Here is an 18,661-nt window from a genome sequence, read left to right as displayed (position 1 = left end):
GATCGGGACGTCGGAGACACCGCGACGAGAAAGACGGCACCGGCCGGGGACCATGCCCGGTCGATGCCGCGGGCGCCGCGGGGACCGGATCCCGCGCGTTACTTGGCCGACACCTGGGTTCCCGCGGCGTCCCGCGTCCCTCGTGTTGCTTATTGGGCCATGCCCCCGGCGCGACACGCGCGCGGGGACGATGACGCGCGTGTCGAGGGGGCCGCCATCTCAGATTGTCAGCGCGAACGCAGCGCAGCAACTCAGGTCGACGTAACCTCCGCGAGCGAGGCGTGGCTCTGGCCGAGTTCGCACCCTGCGCCCAGTTTCAGGAGCCGACTTCATCGACCGCAGGCGGCCTCACTCCGCCGGCACGCCGCCCTCCAGCATCTGCGCCCGCGCCACGGAGGCGCTCTTCTCGCTCTCGCTGACGGCCATCGACATGCCGGCACACATGAAGAACAACAGGCCGAGGTCGACGAACGGGGATCCGATCGAACCCAGGACCACCTGACAGATGCAGGCCAAGCGGATGCTTTTCTGGAAGCTCCGCGTCCGGTCATCTTTGGAGGGACGGGCGAAGAAGAACAGGAGCACGAACGCGAAGTACGTGACCGTGCCGATGATCCCCAGGCTCGCCAGCACCGCGAGCGGCCAGCTGGATGTCCGGGTGCTGCCGACACCGACACCCAACCCGTTCGTCTCGTAGAGGTTCTGCAGCCCCTGGTAGTTCCAGGAGCTTCGCTCGATGCCGGAATCGGAGGTCAGTTTTTCCGAGAACGCCGCCTGATAGATATTCTGGACCGCATTCCAGACCGATTCCTGCAGCGCGCCGAGCATCACGAGGAAGACGACGACGAACGGGCCGAGGAACAGGAACAGCGTCGCGTTGCGGGTCGATCTCCGGTGGATGACCAGCATGTACAGGCAGGTCAGGTACTCGAAGGCCACGACGATGGCCAAGCCGGCATAGGCGGTCGTCGAGGTCGACGCGATGACCGCGATGAGCGACGCGGCGGCGGCCAGTCCCGCGCGCCGGGTGAACACCTCTTCGAGCCACATCTTGCCGGTGAAGGTGAACAGGAACAGCGAGGCCGACCCATACGTGGAGGCTTCGGAGAAGGAGCCGACCACCCGCTTGAAGCCGGCCATCTCGACCTCGACCAGCATGGTGTAGCCGGCATTTCTGAGGAACGACAAAAGTTCTCCGGTCCCCGTGAGATAGGTCGCAACGTCGATCAGCCCGAAGGCCAGATTGGCGAAGGCACAGACCACGGCGGCAGAACAGAGGACCGGCAGGCTGCGCGAACCCAATTCCCGGGAGCAGGCGTAGAACGCGACGTAGGCCAGAAGATCGGATGCGAAGTACAGGCTCTGCGTCAGGTTACCGGTCGTCGGAACCAGCGGCACGAGGGCGATCCGGACGCCATCGCCCAGGCGGGCGATCGAGTAGACGTTCGTGCTGCCCGCAAACAGTCGCGTGATCAGCACCGAGCCGGCCAGCGCGTACAGCACCGTGATCAGGAGCCAGAATCCCGGACGCGGGAAGCTCAACGCGGACAGGCCGTCGGCGAGGCGATAGGGATTCGTCCCGACCTTCAGCAACACGAAGGCCAGCATGAGATGGGCCGGCTGCAGGCTGGCCCCACCCAAAGCCGTCAGGATGGCGGCCGCGGACGCCCCCAGCAGCGTGCTGAGGAAGACCATGTAGACCGAGAAAGTGGGACTGCGCCCCAAGCTGATGAGCCCGATCAGGAAGGCGACGACTCCGATCAGCTCGATCTGCATGCTGCCTCAACGCGAAAGCCGATCCGTCTCAGCCCGAAGCGCGGCCCCGAAAGGCCGTCGCGAGCCGCCCACGGAGACAATCCGGGCGGCGCCCTCCGATTGGAATTCACGTGTCTCGGACTTGACGTCGATATCACGGGCCGAGATTGTCTGTGAAGCGATCAGTCCCGCGCGCCGTCCTTAACCGGAGGCCGACGACTACCGACCCGAGCCTGCGCAAAGCCGAGGTCGCGTTCGAACGGGCAGATCGCGGCACAGCGATTCGTACAGTCCACGGGGAACCGCGCATGTCGGACCAGAGTCCGACGCGAGTCCCGCGGGTCGCCCCGTCTGCCTCTCCAGGCGGTTGGGCGATGTGTCACCTTAATGCCCCAACCGCCGTACATTCCGACTCGTCCGGCCCCTCGGCGCAAGCCAAAGCAACCTATTTGCGCTAAGCGTGACCGTGGGGCGGGCTTGATCGGATACCAACGGACTGCCTTACCTTGGCTGTTTTCGTCGCACATATTCGGATCGGAAAAGGCCGGAAGGGCTTGTTCATCGTGACACGACGTCCGCCAGCGACTCGCTCCACGTTCCGCGCGATCGGAATGATGGCGTCCGGGCTCGCGATCTCTGCAGCGGCCCCGGCCACCGCCGAGACGTTGGAGAGCGCACTCGCGAAAGCCTATCAGGGCAACCCATCACTTAATGCCAGCCGCGCCGGAGTGCGCGCGACCGATGAGAACGTGGCCATCGCCCAATCCGGGTATCGGCCGCAGGTGAATGTCGGCGCGTCGATCGGCGTCCAGTACCTCCAGACCCGCAGTTCCAGCACGGCGGCGGCAGCTGCCGGCGCGGCTGCGACCGGCGCGACGACGGCGACCGCCGGGACCTCGGGTGTAACATCGGGCGTCGGAACCACCGGCCTCGGGACATCGACGGGAACGACGGGCGTCGGCACATCGACCGGCATCGGAACCACCAGCGCCGGAACAAGCGGGACCTCCGCGACCGGAGCCGGCGGGGTGGGCGGCGCCGAGGCTTCGACAGCGACCACCGCGCAGTCGATCACGTCGAGCCGGACGGTTCGGACGACCTATCTCCCGACCACGGCGAGCCTGACCGTCTCACAGACGATCTTCAACGGCTTCCAGACCGACAACCAGACCCGTCGCGCCGAATCGAACGTCTACAGCCAGCGCGAGACCCTGCGCTTCACCGAGCTGACCGTGCTCTACAATGCCGTTCAGGCCTACATGAACGTGCTGAGCAACACGGCGACGCTCGAACTCAACCGGAACAACGTCGAGGTTCTTGAGGAGCAGCTGCGGCAGACCCGGGACCGGTTCAACGTCGGCGAGGTGACCCGCACGGACGTGGCGCAGGCCGAGGCCCGCCTCGCCGGGGCCCGCTCACAGGTCAGCACGGCCGAATCGACCCTGCGCACCAGCATCGGCATCTATCGGCAGAACATCGGCGTCGAGCCGCGGCAGCTCGCGCCCGGCCGGCCGCTGGACCGGTTCGTTCCGGGCTCGCTGGATGCGGCCATCGCCATCGGCCTGCGCGAGCATCCGCAGATCGTGTCGGCCATTCACGCCGTCGATGCGGCCGAGGCGCAGGTCAAGGTTCTCGAGGGCCAGCTCGCGCCGAACCTGAGCCTTCAGGGCTCGCTGAGCCAGATCTACGATCAGACCGGCCCGAACCAGTCCTACTTCGTCGGCTTCGTCGGCGGGCGGCTCAACATCCCGATCTACGAGGGCGGCCAGACCTACGCGCAGATCCGGCAGGCGAAGGAGACGGTCGGCCAGACGCGTATCCTGGTCGATCAGGTCCGCGACCAGGTTCGGGCGCAGATCGTCAGCTTCTGGGGCCTGCTCGAAGCCGCAAAGGCGCAGGTCATCGCCGCCCAGGCGCAGGTCCAGGCCAACGAAGTGGCGCTGAACGGCGTGCGCGAGGAAGCCCGGGTCGGCCAGCGCACCACCCTCGACGTGCTGAACGCGCAGCAGGAGCTCTTGAACTCGCGCGTGAACCTGATCCTCGCCCAGCGCGACCGCGTGATCTACTCCTACGGGGTGGTTCAGGCGATCGGACAGCTGACGGCCCGGTTCACCGCCCTGCCGGTCGAGTACTACAGCGCCAAGGTCCACTACGATCAGGTCAAGGACCTGTGGTTCGGTCTGCGCACTCCGGACGGCCGCTGACGCCTTTTCACGGGAGTGTGGTGAAACCACGCTTGCCGCGACGAAACGGCATGGAATACTGATTGAACATCGACCCGATCGGGTCGCGTTCCAGTCTCCCATGCCGAGTGCGCCTGCCGATGAGTGCAGCTAGCCCCAAGATCCCGGACACGAAATTCCAGGACAAGGCTGCCGATAAAGGGCAGGAGCCGTCGATGGAGGAGATCCTCGCCTCGATCCGGCGGATCATCGCCGACGATCAGGCGACCAAGCCCGCCGAAGCCTTGCCCGAGCCGGAGCCCGACGACGTGCTCGACCTCGCCGAGGTCGCCCAGCCGGTGGCGCGCCCCCGTGCCGTCGTGCCGGAGCCCGAGCCGGAGCCGCTCGATTTCGACGCGATCGACTTCGACGCGCCGGCCTTCGAGCCAGAGCCCAAACCGGAACCCAAGTCGGAACCCAAGCCAGTCGCGGCTGCGACCGTGCCGCCGCCGGCCGCACCGCCGCAGCCGGCCGTTCAGGCCACGGCACAGCCGCGCGAGCCGGAGCCGGTGTTCGAGCCTGAGGCGCTGGTCTCGCCGTCGACGGATGCCAGCGTGAGCGGCGCCTTCAACCTGCTGGCCCACACCGTCCTGACCCAGAACGCCCGGACCCTGGAGGATCTCGTCAAGGACATGCTTCGGCCGATGCTGAAATCCTGGCTCGACGACAACCTGCCGGCCGTGGTCGAGCGGCTGGTGCGTGCGGAGATCGAGCGGGTGTCGCGCGGCCGCTGAGCGTCACGCCGGACTACGTGTTGACGGGAGCGGCGTGACGGTCGAAAGCGGGTCCGACCCCGTTTGGACAAGCGCCCGCCCGTACCCGCGATGATGGACAAGACCTTCGAGCCCGCCTCCGTCGAGGCGCGGATCTCCGCCGCTTGGGAAGAGGCGGGCGCCTTCCGCGCCGGCCGGGCCGAGCGCGCCGGTGCGCCTCCCTACTGCATCGTGATCCCGCCGCCGAACGTGACGGGCTCGCTGCATATGGGCCACGCGCTCAACAACACCCTGCAGGACGTGCTCTGCCGCTTCGAGCGCATGCGCGGCAAGGACGTGCTCTGGCAGCCCGGGACCGACCATGCCGGCATCGCCACCCAGATGGTGGTCGAGCGGCGGATGGCCGAGGCTCAGGAGCCCGGCCGCCGGGACATCGGCCGCGCCGCCTTCGTCGAGAAGGTCTGGGCCTGGAAGGCGGAATCCGGCGGGGCGATCGTCAACCAGCTCAAGCGGCTGGGCGCCTCGTGCGACTGGTCGCGCGAGCGCTTCACCATGGACGAGGGCCTGAGCCGCGCCGTGCTCAGGACCTTCGTGGAGTTGCACCGGCAGGGCCTGATCTACCGCGACAAGCGGCTGGTGAACTGGGATCCGAAGTTCCAGACCGCGATCTCGGACCTGGAGGTTCAGCAGGTCGACGTGAAGGGCCATCTCTGGCACTTCGACTACCCGGTGGTGGACGAGGCCGGCCACGAGACCGGCGCCATCATCACGGTGGCGACAACCCGCCCCGAGACGATGCTGGGCGATACAGGCGTCGCGGTCCATCCCGACGACGCGCGTTACACGGCGCTGGTCGGCAAGCGCGTGCGCCTGCCGCTGGTCGGCCGGTTGATCCCGATCGTCGCCGACGACTATTCCGACCCCGAGAAGGGCACCGGCGCGGTCAAGATCACCCCAGCCCACGACTTCAACGATTTCGAGGTCGGCCGGCGGCACGATCTCGGCCTCATCAATGTCCTCGACCCCGAGGGCAGGATGCTGCTCGACGGCAACGCGGCCTTCCTCGACGGTGCATCGCCCGAGCCGGAAGCCCTCGCGCTGCACGGCCTCGACCGGGCACAGGCCCGTAAGGCGGTGGTCGCCCTGATGGAGGCGCGCGAGCGCCTGCGCACGATCGAGCCGAACACCCACGCGGTGCCCCACGGCGACCGTTCGGGCGTCGTCATCGAGCCGTATCTCACCGACCAGTGGTATGTGAACGTCAAGCCGCTGGCCGAGCGCGCGCTGCAGGCGGTGCGCGACGGGCAGACCAAGTTCCTGCCGGAGAACCACGAAAAGATCTTCTTCCAGTGGCTGACCAACATCGAGCCCTGGTGCATCTCGCGCCAGCTCTGGTGGGGCCATCAGATCCCGGTCTGGTACGACGAGGAAGGCGGCGTCTTCGTCGCCGAGAGCGAGGACGAGGCGCTGGCGCAGGCCGCGGCGAAGCATGGCCGGCCGGTTGCGCTCACCCGCGACGAGGATGTCCTCGACACGTGGTTCTCCTCGGCGCTCTGGCCGTTCTCGACGCTGGGCTGGCCGGACAAAACTCCGGAACTCGCCCGCTACTACCCGACCAACACCCTGGTGACCGGCAAGGACATCCTGTTCTTCTGGGTTGCCCGGATGATGATGATGGGCCTGCACCTGACCGACCGGGCCCCGTTCGACACGGTCTACCTGCACACCCTGGTGCGGGATGCGTCCGGCGCGAAGATGTCGAAGTCGAAGGGCAACGTCGTCGATCCGCTCGAACTCATCGAGAAGATGGGGGCGGACGCCCTGCGCTTCACGCTGTGCGCGCTGGCCGTCCAGGGCCGCGACATCAAGCTGTCGGAGGACAGGGTCAAGGACTACCGCAACTTCACGACCAAGCTCTGGAACGCAGCCCGCTTCGCCGAGCTGAATGGCTGCCGCCTGGATCCGGCCTTCGACCCGCGCGCCGCCACGGGCGCCATCAATCGCTGGGCGCTCACCGAGGCCGCCCGCGCGGTCGACGAGGTGACGGCGGCCCTCGAGGCCTACCGGTTCAACGACGCGGCGGGCGCCGCCTACCGCTTCGTCTGGAACATCTTCTGTGACTGGTATCTCGAACTCGCGAAGCCGGTGCTTCAGGGCGAGGGCGTCGATCCGGCGATCCGGGCGGAGACGCAGGCGAGCGTGGCGTTCCTGATCGATCAGGTCGCCAAGCTTCTGCACCCGTTCATGCCGTTCCTCACCGAGGAGCTGTGGTCGATCAAGGGGGCGGGCCTGCCGGAGCGCGGCCTCCTGACCCTGGCCTCCTGGCCGGATCTCGGCGGCCTCGCCGATGCGGCGGCCGAGGCCGAGGTCGGCTTCGTGGTGGATCTCGTCACCCAGGTCCGCTCGGCCCGCTCGGAGACGAACGTGCCGACCGCCGCGCAGATCCCCCTGGTGATGGTCGGCGCGACGGAGGAGGTCCGGACGCGGGTCGCGGCGTGGCGGGACACGCTGCTGCGTCTCGCGCGGCTGTCGGACATCGCCTTCGCGGATGCCCCCCCCAAGAACTCGGTTCAGTTGCTGGTGCGTGGCAGCGTCGCCGCGCTGCCGCTGGAAGGCGTGGTCGATCTCGCCGCCGAGGTCGCGCGCCTCAAGAAGGAGCAGGCGAAGGCCCAGGCCGAGATCAAGAAGGTCGACGCCAAGCTCGGCAATGCCGATTTCGTCGCCCGGGCCCCCGAGGAGATCATCGAGGAGAACCGCGAGCGGCGGGAGAGCGAGACGGCGCGACTCGCCAAGATCGAGGAAGCGCTCGCGCGGTTGAGCGGGGATTGAGCACCGGTCCCGGTCGGAAGCCTACGCGACCGCGAGACCGTGCTCGCTCTTCATGGGCGCATGCGGCTGGCACAGCTTGCTGAGCCGGAAGAGGTCATGCGCCTGATCGCAGACCACGCGTTGCACGGTCTCGGTATCGGCTACGTCGATGCACATCTCCTGGCATCCGCGAAACTGATGCCCGGCTCCCGACCCTCGACGCGCGGCCGCCGCTTGGCCGCCGTGAGCGACCGGCTCGGACTGGGTTACCCAACGACTCACTGAGATCACCGGTGACATCGGTTTTAGCGGCTGGTGCCGAGAGAGCCGTCGACCTGTCCAAACCGTAATGTGACCGCCACGCCCGGGTCAGGGGCCACCCTCTAGACCGATTGCATGGACCGCCGCCTGAACCGGCGTCGTCCCGATCATTCCCGAGAGGTTGAGACTCCCCATGACCGAGACCCGTCCTTCCGGCCGCACCTCGCGCCGCGCCCTCGCCTCGGTGGCTGCCGCCGCGCTGATTGCCGGCGGCGCGCTGGGCAGCGGATACCTGCCGACAGCCACACCGGCCTACGCCCAGGCGCTTCCCAAGTCGCCGATCGAGGCCCCTGAGCATCCGCCGGGCTCGTTTGCCGGCATCGTCAACAAGGTGAAGCCGGGCGTGGTCTCGGTGAAGGTCAAGCTCGACGATTCGGCGAGCAGCAGCAGCGATGACGAGGACGGGCCGAACCAGGGCCGCAATCTCCAGAACGTGCCGCCGCAGCTGCGCGAGTTCTTCAAGCGCTTCGGCCAGAACGGCCCTGGCGGCGGCGGTGGCATGCAGCCCCAGCACCAGGGTCCGCGTGGCGCGGTCGGCTCCGGCTTCATCATCTCGGCCGATGGCTACGTGGTGACCAACAACCACGTGGTCGACCATGCCAAGACCGTGCAGGTGACACTGGATGACGGCCGCACCCTCGACGCGAAGGTGATCGGCAAGGACGCCAAGACCGACGTCGCGCTGCTGAAGATCACGGAGGGCTCCAGCTTCCCGTACGTTCAGTTCGGCAAGGCCGCACCGCAGGTGGGTGACTGGGTGGTGGCGATCGGTAACCCGTTCGGCCTCGGCGGCACCGTGACCGCCGGCATCGTCTCGGCCCGCGGCCGCGACATCGGCGCCGGCCCCTACGACGATTTCCTGCAGATCGACGCCCCGATCAACAAGGGCAATTCGGGCGGCCCGACCTTCAACGTCAACGGTGAGGTGGTCGGCATGAACACCGCCATCGCGTCCCCCTCGGGCGGCAGCGTCGGCCTCGCCTTCGCGATCCCGGCCGAGACCGTGCAGGCGGTGGTCGATCAGCTCCGCACGGACGGCAAGGTCGCCCGCGGCTATCTCGGCGTGCAGATCCAGCCGGTGACGCAGGACATCGCCGAGGGTCTCGGCCTCGACAAGGCCAAGGGCGCGCTGGTCGACCATGCCGAAAACGGCACCCCGGCGGCCAAGGCCGGCCTGAAAGCTGGCGACGTGATCGAGAAGGTCAACGGCGACACCGTGGACAGCGCCCGTGAGCTGTCGCGCAGGATCGCCGGCATGAAGCCCGGCGCCAAGGTCGAACTGAGCTACCTGCGCGGCGGCAAGTCCGACACCGCCACCGTGACCCTCGGCACCATGCCGACCGACGGCACCAAGGTGGCGAGCCGCGGCGACGACGACGCGACGAACGGCCAGCCGCGGCTCGGTCTCCAGCTCGCCCCGGCCGGCGATGTCGGTCTGTCCGATCAGGGTGTCGCCGTGGTCCAGGTCGATCCCGACGGGCCGGCCGCCGCCAAGGGCATCGAGGCCGGCGACGTGATCCTCGATGTCGGCGGCCAGAGCGTGTCTCGACCCGCGGACGTCGCCGCTCAGATCCGCGCTGCCGAGTCGAGCGGACGCAAGGCCGTGCTGATGCGGGTAAAAAGCGGCAAGGGCCAGACCCGCTTCGTCGCGGTCTCGCTCAGCAAGAACGCCGGCTGAGGCCGGTTCCCCCGGGCGCGGGGCTGGTCCGCCTCGCGCCGTCTCGTGGTGACCTCCGACTGGCGCGGGCCGCATGGTCCCGCGCCTTTTTCTTGGGCCGACCGACTTGCCCGGGTGACGCGCGCCGAAGCCGTCAGCCGGACCGGGCCTCACCGTTGAGGGGAATACCAAGCCCAGGTCCGAGCCGTGTCCGGCACCGGCCGAGCGCTGCGAAGGCCGCATTCGAATCCTTGGCGAGGCGCATCAGATCGCCCAGCCGCGCTCTTCCCCTGGCGAAGGCAAAGAACACGGCGGCGATGTCGGGCTCGCCGTCGGCCGTAAGGGCCTCGGCGGCGAAAGCCGGCAATGCCTGGCCAGCTGGATCGCAGATCACCCGCACCGCAGCGAAGGGCAGACCGTGCCGCCCGGCGAAGGCCGCCGCCACATGGGATTCCATGTCGACGGCTGCTGCACCCGTCCTGGCCCGCAGATCGGTCTTGCCATGGACGGCGAGGATGGCCGTATCGACGCCGGCCAGATCGGCCGGGATGACCCGCGGTCCGACTCCGGACAGGAGGTTGAGAAGCGCAGCCGAAAGGTCGAGATCGGCCGGACGCCGCCCCTCCTCGCCGACGACGCCGGTGCCGACCACGATGTCGCCCGGCTTGAGCGAGGGATCGAGGCCGCCCGCAATGCCGAAGCTCACCACCGCCCGGCAGCCCGGCGGCACGCGCGCGTCGAGGAGTTGACGAAGCCGGTGCGGATTCCCGCCGGCGCCCACGGCCTCGACCCCCGCCCCGGCCGCCATGCGGCGCTCGCGGGCGAGGCCTGTGACGGCCAGGACGGGTGCAGTCGGGTCGATCATGGTCCGCTGGTGGACCAGTCCGGCGAGGTCCGCAAGCAGGCGTGACCGCCGCGGCACGACGGCAGGTTGGTCCTGCTGTGAACCGGGCTCGCTCGACCCCGCGCGGTCGCTGTCTGAAGAGGCCACGTGTCGGATACCGGGGCTCGCAGGTCGGTTACCGGGACGGCCGAACGCGCTGCGATCCGGTGGAGAGTGGGGCCAGCCCGTCCGGACCGGCCCCGTCGCATCACATGCCGAACTGGACGCGCCGGCTGTTGGTGCGCTTGAGGTTGCGGTAACGCGCCATCGCCCAAAGCGGGAAGAACTTCGGGTAGCCATGATACCGCAGGTAGAACACCCGCGGGAAGCCGGTGGCGGTGTAGCGCTCTTCCTTCCAGAACCCGTCCGCGCCCTGCGTACGGGTCAGGAAGTTGATGCCCCGGGTCACGGCCGGATCGTCGACCGCGCCGGCCGCCATCAGGGCGAGCAGCGCCCAAGCCGTCTGCGAGGCCGTGGACGAGCCCGGCTCGAAGGCCGGATCGATCTTGTACGAGGAGGCGTCCTCGCCCCAGCCGCCATCCGGGTTCTGGATGCGGATCAGCCAGGAGACCGCCCGCTGGATCCTGGGGTCGGCCGAGTCCACCCTGGCCGCGTTCAGCGCGCACAGCACTGACCACGTGCCGTAGATGAAGTTCATGCCCCAGCGGCCGTACCAGGATCCGTCCTCCTCCTGATCGTTCAGGAGGTAGTTCACCCCGCGGTCCAGAGCCCGGGAGGTCGCGCGGGTCTCGCCGAGTTGGGCCAGCATGCCGACCACGCGGGCGGTCACGTCCGCGGTCGGTGGATCGAGCAATGCGCCGTGATCCGAGAACGGGATGTGATTGAGGTACATGTGGTTGTTGTCGGCGTCGAACGCCGCCCAACCGCCATCCTCGGACTGCAGCCCCTCGACCCATTCCCGGGCACGGGCGATCGCGACCTTATAATCGGGCATGCCGACGACCAGCCCGTGCTGGTGCATTGCCCGGTCCATCGCCATCACGACCACGGCGGTGTCGTCGAGATCGGGATAATGGGGGTTGGCGTACTGGAACGCCCAGCCGCCGGGCCGGACCTTCGGCTTGCGCGCCGCCCAGTCGCCGACGATGTCGAGTACCTGACGGGGCTTCAGCCAATCGAGCCCGGCGCGGGCCTGGGCCTCCGCCTCGGGGCCGCCGGCTTCGAGCAGGGCGTGGCTCGCCAGAGCCGTGTCCCAGACCGGCGAGACGCAGGGCTGGACATAGGCCTCGTCGGCCTTCTCGACCACGAGTTTCTCGATGGCGTCGCAGGCGACGCGGACCTGCGGGTGATCGGGCCGGTAGCCCATCACCTCGTACATCAGCACCGAATTGACCATGGCGGGGAAGATGGCGCCCAGCCCGTCCTCGCCGTTCAGGCGCTCGCTGACCCAGGCGCGGGCCATCTCCATGGCGCGCTGCCGGCTCTTGCGCGGTAGGTGGTTCTCGACCGATTGCAGGATCCGGTCGATGAAGCCGAAGATCGGCGTCCACGGCCACGTGGCATGGGGCGAGCCCGGCCAGGTGCGGACGCTCTCCGGCGGCGTGACGAACAGCTCCTGCACGCTGATGCTGCGCGGGTTGCGGGCCCGGGGCTTGGTGGCCTGGAGCACGAACAGCGGCACCACGGTGGTGCGGGCCCAGTAGCTGATCTTGTCGAGGTGGAACGGGAACCACTTCGGCAGGAACATCACCTCGACGGGCATCACGGGCACGGCGCGCCACGGCACCTCCCCGTAGAGGGCCAGCATGAACCGGGTGAACACGTTTGCGTTGGCCGCGCCGCCGCGGGACAGGATGCCCTCGCGCGCCCGGCGCATGTGCGGCGCCTCGATGTCGTCGCCGATCATCTTGAGCGCGAAATACGCCTTGACGGTGCAACTCATGTCGAACGGCCCCTCGTGAACGAGGGCCCAGCCGCCGTGACGGCCCTGGGTGCGGCGCAGGTAATGGCCGATCTTGGCCTCGAGGCCGTCGCGGATCTGCGTGCCGCGGAACTGGTGGAACAGGATATATTCGGACGGAATCGTGGCATCGGCCTCGAGTTCGAAGCAGATATGCCCGTCGTCATGGGCCAATTCCGCGAGGGCACGCGTCGCCTGCGCGATGCCGCGCTCGACATCGTCCAGCGAGATCCCTTGCGTCTTCGAGCGCTGCAGCGGCTCGACTTTGCTTACGGCCTCTCTCATCATCCTCGACCTTGAGCGCCCACCTCCCGGCGGACGCAATGCCTCAAGCTGCGCCGCGCGCCGGGGTTCCGGAGCGCGCGACCGATCCAACGCGCAGGGCGCGCGCGGCCGTCTTGCCCGAGCGGACCGCTCCCTCAATCGTCGACGGCAGACCGGTGGCGGTCCAGTCGCCTGCCAGGACGAGATTGTCGTAGGCGGTTTCAGCCCCCGGGCGCCGCGCGGCTTCCGCCGGCGTCGCCGCGAAGGTGGCACGCTTCTCCTTTACGATCTGCCAGCTAGGCAGTTCCGGTGCAAGATCACACAGCTGTGCGATCTCGGACCAGATCTGGCGGGCGAGATCCTCCCGGGGCACGTCGAGGAGCCTGTCGGCACCGCTGATTGTCACCGAATACCGGTCCGGATAGGCGAACAGCCATTCCGTGAGGCTGTTGACCACGCCCAGAACCAGCGGGCTGCCGGGCTTCGGCACCAGCTTAAAATGCGCGTTGACGATGGAGCGGAATTCCACCGGGGCGAGGAGACCGGGCAACACCTCGCGGGCCACCCAGGGCGGCAAGGCCAGCACGATCCCGTCTTCGGGGCCGAGCGTCTCGGCACCGTCCGAGAACTGAAGCTGGGCGACGCGGCCCTCCGCCAGATCGAGCCCGCGCAGGCGCCGGCCGAGCCGGATTTCGCAGCCGCGGGCCGTGAGGTAGCGCAGGGCCGGGTCGACGAAGGCGTAGGACAGGCCCTCCACCGCCACCAGCGGCCGGCAGGCCTTGCCGCCCGCCCCCAGGGTCTCACGCAGGATCCGGGCAGCGAGCCCGACATCGCTGTCGCGCGGCTCGGTGTTGAGGGCGGCGAGCAGCACCGGGTGCCAGAGCCGCCGGTAGAGGTCGCCTTCGCACTCCATATGGGCACCGATGGTGCCGCCCGCCCCCTCCGCCTTGCCGGAGGCCGCCCGCAGGATCCCGAGCGGGGCGAGGTAGTCGCGCGCCTTCGTGCCGGGAACACGGCGCGACGGGCTCATCACCCACCAGGGCAGCCGGCCGTCATTGGGGCGCAGGCGCCAGCGCTCACCGGTCGCAAGATCGGCGAAATCGAACTCCGCCGCGTCGGGCCCGACGAGGGCGTCGGCGGGTGCACCGACCGTCTTGAGGAAGCCCAGGGCATCGGCATTGCCGGAGAGCAGCAGATGGTTGCCGTTGTCGAGGGTCAGGCCGAGGGCCGGATCGTAGTAGGAGCGGCAGCGCCCGCCCGCCTGCTTGGCGGCCTCGTGCAGCACCACCCGCGCGCCGGTTTCCGCCAGCGCGACAGCCGCGGACAAGCCGGCGAGACCGGCCCCGACGACGTGAATCGTGCCCATCAGATCACGCCGTGGCGGAGGACGACGCCGAGCAGCGCGAGCTTGCCGGGCTTCACCCTGGCCCGGGGCATGGCCCAGCCGCGTTCGAGCACGGCCTTCAGGTAAAGGTGATAGGCCGACGCCATCAGCCGGGCCGCCTTGGTGGCCTTGCGGGGGCTGCGCCGGATGATCTCCCAGGTCGCCTGATAGTGCTCCTCGGCCTCGCGGGCGAGGGACATGCAGACCTCGCCGATGCGGGGATGGCTGATCGCCTGGAAAGGTGTCGGATCGGTGAGCCCGATCGCCTCAAGCTTCTCGCGGGGCAGGTAGAGACGGCCGCGTTCGGCATCCTCGTCGATGTCGCGCAGGATATTGGTGAGCTGAAGAGCCCGCCCCTCGTGCCACGCGAGCCCGATGCCGTCCGCCTCCGGCATGCCGAAGATCCGCACCGACAGGCGCCCCACCGCGCTCGCGACCCGGTCGCAGTAGAGATCGAGGGTCTCGGCATCGGGAGCGACGATGTCCTCCATCGCGTCCATCGCCATGCCGTCGATGACCGCCTGGAAATCCTCGCGCTTCAGGCCGAAGCGGCGCACCGGCTCGACGAGGTCGCGCACCCGCGGCACCGGGCGTCCGGCATAGAGCGCGTCGATATCGGCCCGCCAGCGGTCGAGCTCGGCCTGCCGGACCGGCCGGGTGCCGCCGTCATCGGCGACGTCGTCCACGGCCCGGCAGAAGGCGTAGACCGCGTACATGGCCTCACGCCGCTCCTTCGGGAGCAGGCGCATGGCCGTGTAGAAGGAGGAACCGGCGGCCGGGAGCGCCGGGGCCGTCTCCGTTCCGGCCGGGGCAGGCGTCGCGGTGGCGCTCACGGGCGGCTTCCCTGGGCCGAACGACTGGCCGGATTCGAACGATCGGCCTGCGCGCGCATGCTCCGGGCGGCGGCCCGCACGGTCCGAAACCGGAGGGGGCGGCGCACCAGCGTGGCGGCGACCCCGCCGAGCGCCGTGAGCGCGAAGGCGCGCTTGCTGTGGTGGACCTTCTCGGAGAGCGGATCGCGCTCCAGCAACCCTCGGGCGAGGACGACCGCGAGGCGGTGGATCGCGGCGATCTCCATCGAGAGGCGCAGATCGTCGATCAGATCCGGCAGGATCGCGCCCTCGTCGAGCAGGGCGAGGCAGTTCTGCGCCAGCTCGCGGATCACCGCGAGGAGTTGCGGCGGCGCCTTGGCCTCGCCCAGCATCGCCACCGTGGCGCCATGCCGGTCGAGGATGTCCTGCGGCAGGTAGACCCGGTCGAGGGCGGCAAAATCCTTGCCGCAATCCTGGAGGTGGTTGATCACCTGCAACGCGGCACAGACCGAGTCGGACGGACCCCAAACCCGGGCCGGATCCTCGCCGTGGACGTCGAGGACGAAGCGCCCCACCGGCATCGCCGAATAGCGGCAATAGTGGATCAGCTCGTCCCAGGTCGCGTAGCGGTTCTTCCGGGCGTCCATCCGGAACGCCTCGAGCAGTTCCAGGGCGTGGCGGGGCGGAAGGACCCGGGCCGCCAGCTCGCGCTTCAGCGGCGCGGCCTCCGGATCGGCCGGGCCGGCCCCGGTCAGCGCATCCGCCAGCCGGTCGAGCAATTCGATCTTGCGCTCCGGCGACAGCTCCGCATGGTCGGCTACGTCATCGCCGGCGCGGACGAAGTTGTAGAAGGCCAGGATCGCGCCGCGGTGTTGCGGATGGATCAGGTGCGAGGCGACCGGAAAGTTCTCGTCGCGGTGCCCTTTGCCGGAGCGCGCCGCGGTGGCAGTGTCGAGGGTGCTCATGCGAGATACCCGGCCTCCCGGAACCATGCGATCGCGTCCGATAGACCCTCGCGATAGGGCCGGGCCGTGTAGCCGAGCTCCGCGCGGGCCTTGCGATCGGAAAAGAACATGCGGTAGCGCGACATGCGGATACCGTCGATCGTCGCGAAGGGCTGCTTGCCCGTGACCCGGGCGGCGAGCTGGGCGAAGAACGCGACCGGATAGACCGCCGCCCGCGGCAGGTTCACGGTCGGCGGCTTGCGCCCGACCATGCCGGCGATGTCGGCCAGCATCTGCGACAGGAACACGTCCTCGCCACCCAGGATGTAGCGCTCGCCGATACGCCCCTTCTGGAGCGCCAGCAGGTGCCCGTACGCCACGTCGTCCACGTGGGCGAGGTTGAGACCGGTATCGACGAAGGCCGGCATCTTGCCGAGCGCCGCCTCCTGGATGATCCGGCCCGTCGGCGTCGGCTTCACGTCGCGGGGGCCGATCGGCGTCGAGGGATTGACGATCACGGCCTTCAGCCCGTCCCGGGCCACCATCTCTTCGACCACGCGCTCGGCCACGACCTTGCTGCGCTTGTAGGCGCCGATCGCGGTCTCGGGCGTCAGCGGCATGGTCTCGTCGGAGGGCGTCACCCCGTCGGCCGGCGGCTTGATGGTCGCGACGCTCGACGTGTAGACGACCCGCTCCACGCCGGCTTCCAGCGCGGCGCGCATCATCAGGCGCGTGCCGTCGCGATTGGTGCGGACGATCTCTTCCATATCGGGCGCCCAGAGCCGGTAATCGGCCGCGGCGTGGATCAGGTAGCGCTGACCGCGCATCGCCGCCGCCACAGCGGCCGCATCGCGCATGTCGCCCTCGGCGATCTCGACATCGGTCCAGGTCAGGTTCCGGCGCGGACTCGACGCGCGCACGAGGATGCGCACCGGGAAGCCGGCGCGACGGAACACGTCGACCAGGGCCGAGCCCAGGAAGCCGCTCGCACCGGTGATCAGCACGGGGCCGACCTCGGGAAAGCCGGGGGTTGTGGCCTCTGCCATCACGGTTCTGGAGGGTTACCGTCTCTCAGCGCGGCCGGGGATGGCCGGCCGCGCTTGTGTCATCGAACCGGCGAAGCGGCAAGCCGCGGTGCCGACGGGTGAGAATGCGGAGCCCCTGCGCGAAGCGTCCCGCGCAGGGTCCTCTTCGATCAGGCGAGCCGCAGCCGCGACCGACCCTCCTTGCGCTCCGGCAGGGTATCGAGGGCGGTCTTGACGATGGTCTGCGCGTCGAGCCCGGCCTCGGCGTACATCTTCTCCGGGCTGTCGTGGTCCTGGTAGGTGTCCGGAAGCGTCAGTGTCCGAACCCGCACCCGCCCCGCATCCAGCGCGCCTGTCTCGGCCAGAAGATGCAGCACCATCGCGCCGAACCCGCCGCGCGAGCCCTCCTCGATCGTCAGCAGGACCTCGTGGTCGCGTGCCAGATCCAGGATCAGCGCCTCGTCCAGCGGCTTGGCGAAGCGGGCATCCGCGACCGTCACCGCGACGCCCCGCTCGGCCAGCGTGTCGGCCGCCTTCAGCGCCTCCGCCAGACGCGTGCCGAGCGACAGGAGCGCGACCCGCGCCTCCGCGTCCCGCCGCACCACCCGGCCCTTGCCGACGGCCAAAACCTCGCCCCGCTCCGGCAACTCGACGCCGACACCCTCGCCGCGCGGGTAGCGCAGCGCGATCGGGCCGCTGTCGTGGGCATGCGCGGTCGCCACCATGTGGACCAGCTCGGCCTCGTCGGAGGCCGCCATCACGGTCATGTTGGGCAGGCAGCACAGGTACGCCAGATCGAACGCGCCGGCATGGGTCGCCCCGTCGGCGCCGACCAGACCCGCCCGGTCCAGGCAGAACCGTACGGGCAGGTTCTGCAGCGCCACGTCGTGCACGACCTGATCGTAGGCCCGCTGCAGGAAGGTCGAGTAGATCGCCACGAACGGCCGGTAGCCCTCCGTCGCCAGACCGCCCGCAAACGTCACCGCGTGCTGCTCGGCGATGCCCACGTCGAAGGTCTTGTCCGGGTGCGCCTTGCCGAACAGGTCGATGCCGGTGCCGCCCGGCATGGCGGCGGTGATCGCCACGACCTTGTCGTCGGCGTCCGCCGCCTTGATCAGGCTCTCGCCGAACACCCGCGTGTAGGCCGGCGCGTTCGGCTTGGCCTTGGCCTGCACGCCCGAGACCACGTCGAACTTGACCACGCCATGGTAGCGGTCGGCACTCGCCTCGGCCGGCGCGTAGCCCTTGCCCTTGCGGGTGACCACGTGGAGCAGGATCGGGCCGTGCTCGGCGTCGCGCACGTTCTTCAACACCGGCAGCAGGTGGTCGAGGTTGTGCCCGTCGACCGGGCCGACATAGTGGAAGCCCATCTCCTCGAACATCGTGCCGCCGCCGACCACGAGCGAGCGGGCGTATTCCTCGGCCGCCGCGGCGCGCTGGTAGATCGCCTTCGGCAGGAGCTTGCCGAGCTGCTTGGCGGTCTCGCGCAGGGTCTGGTAGGCGCCGCCCGAGGCGAGCCGGGCGAGGTAGGCCGACATGGCGCCCACCGGCGGGGCGATCGACATGTCGTTGTCGTTGAGGATCACGATCAGGCGCGAATGCAGGGCGCCGGCGTTGTTGAGCGCCTCGTACGCCATGCCGGCCGACATCGAGCCGTCGCCGATCACCGCGATGGCGTTGCGGCGCTTGGCGGCGCCGCCCGTGTGCTTGGCGGTGGCGTTGTCGAGATCGCGGGCGACCGCCATGCCGAGCGCGGCCGAGATCGAGGTGGACGAATGGGCCGCGCCGAACGGATCGTAGACGCTCTCGGAGCGCTTGGTGAAGCCCGAGAGGCCGCCGCCCTGGCGCAGCGTGCGGATGCGGTCGCGGCGCTCGGTGAGGATCTTGTGCGGGTAGCACTGGTGGCCGACGTCCCAGACGATGCGGTCGTCGGGGGTGTCGAACACGTGGTG

13 protein-coding genes are annotated in these 18,661 nt (G+C 69.1%); 4 read left to right on the top strand and 9 right to left on the bottom strand.

Annotated elements, in window-relative coordinates; all coding sequences use genetic code 11:
• Positions 1-348: 348 nt before the first annotated feature.
• Entirely contained in the window at positions 349-1,776 is a 1,428-nt protein-coding gene (locus tag MKK84_RS28330; RefSeq protein ID WP_243925365.1) for a hypothetical protein, read from the bottom strand.
• 593 nt (positions 1,777-2,369) lie between these two features.
• On the opposite strand from MKK84_RS28330, the gene MKK84_RS28325 reads away from it, so the two are divergent.
• From MKK84_RS28325 to MKK84_RS28315, 3 genes are all read left to right on the top strand, one after another.
• Entirely contained in the window at positions 2,370-3,959 is a 1,590-nt protein-coding gene (locus tag MKK84_RS28325) for a TolC family outer membrane protein (protein WP_243925367.1), read from the top strand.
• Positions 3,960-4,078: 119 nt separating this feature from the next.
• Positions 4,079-4,711, top strand: a complete 633-nt coding sequence (locus tag MKK84_RS28320) for a PopZ family protein (RefSeq protein ID WP_243925364.1) — start codon at positions 4,079-4,081, stop codon at positions 4,709-4,711.
• A 90-nt stretch (positions 4,712-4,801) separates the two neighbouring features.
• Positions 4,802-7,519 carry a valine--tRNA ligase gene (locus MKK84_RS28315; protein WP_243925363.1) on the top strand — a complete coding sequence of 906 codons (2,718 nt, stop codon included), beginning with the start codon at positions 4,802-4,804 and terminating at the stop codon, positions 7,517-7,519.
• Positions 7,520-7,540: 21 nt separating this feature from the next.
• Here the strand turns inward: MKK84_RS28315 and MKK84_RS35575 are convergent, their stop codons facing one another.
• Entirely contained in the window at positions 7,541-7,675 is a 135-nt protein-coding gene (locus MKK84_RS35575) for a hypothetical protein (RefSeq protein ID WP_279599752.1), read from the bottom strand.
• 277 nt (positions 7,676-7,952) lie between these two features.
• On the opposite strand from MKK84_RS35575, the gene MKK84_RS28310 reads away from it, so the two are divergent.
• Positions 7,953-9,497 (top strand): Do family serine endopeptidase, encoded by a 1,545-nt coding sequence (locus MKK84_RS28310; protein ID WP_243925362.1) that lies wholly within the window; start codon positions 7,953-7,955, stop codon positions 9,495-9,497.
• Positions 9,498-9,630: 133 nt separating this feature from the next.
• Here the strand turns inward: MKK84_RS28310 and MKK84_RS28305 are convergent, their stop codons facing one another.
• The 7 genes from MKK84_RS28305 to dxs form a co-directional block, all read right to left on the bottom strand.
• The gene (locus tag MKK84_RS28305) at positions 9,631-10,341 is read right to left on the bottom strand and encodes a phosphorylase (RefSeq protein ID WP_243925366.1); all 711 of its coding nucleotides are present in this window, start codon (positions 10,339-10,341) and stop codon (positions 9,631-9,633) included.
• Positions 10,342-10,567: 226 nt separating this feature from the next.
• Positions 10,568-12,565 carry a squalene--hopene cyclase gene (gene shc / locus MKK84_RS28300; protein ID WP_243925361.1) on the bottom strand — a complete coding sequence of 666 codons (1,998 nt, stop codon included), beginning with the start codon at positions 12,563-12,565 and terminating at the stop codon, positions 10,568-10,570.
• 43 nt (positions 12,566-12,608) lie between these two features.
• Positions 12,609-13,910, bottom strand: a complete 1,302-nt coding sequence (gene hpnE / locus MKK84_RS28295; RefSeq protein WP_243925360.1) for a hydroxysqualene dehydroxylase HpnE — start codon at positions 13,908-13,910, stop codon at positions 12,609-12,611.
• Entirely contained in the window at positions 13,910-14,761 is an 852-nt protein-coding gene (gene hpnD / locus MKK84_RS28290) for a presqualene diphosphate synthase HpnD (RefSeq protein ID WP_243925359.1), read from the bottom strand. Before hpnD ends, hpnE begins: the two co-directional genes overlap by 1 nt.
• A complete protein-coding gene (gene hpnC / locus MKK84_RS28285; protein ID WP_243925358.1) occupies positions 14,758-15,705 on the bottom strand; it encodes a squalene synthase HpnC in 948 nt (315 codons plus the stop codon). The genes hpnD and hpnC overlap by 4 nt, the downstream gene beginning before the upstream one ends.
• Positions 15,702-16,730: a hopanoid-associated sugar epimerase gene (hpnA, locus tag MKK84_RS28280; RefSeq protein WP_243925357.1), complete on the bottom strand. Its 1,029-nt coding sequence runs from the start codon at positions 16,728-16,730 to the stop codon at positions 15,702-15,704. The genes hpnC and hpnA overlap by 4 nt, the downstream gene beginning before the upstream one ends.
• Before the next feature lie 149 nt (positions 16,731-16,879).
• On the bottom strand, positions 16,880-18,661 hold a 1,782-nt coding region (dxs, locus tag MKK84_RS28275; protein WP_243925356.1), incomplete at its 5' end, for a 1-deoxy-D-xylulose-5-phosphate synthase.

It is taken from the genome of Methylobacterium sp. E-065 (assembly GCF_022829605.1).
GTDB lineage: Bacteria > Pseudomonadota > Alphaproteobacteria > Rhizobiales > Beijerinckiaceae > Methylobacterium.
This window is presented reverse-complemented; position numbering and strand designations above follow the sequence as displayed.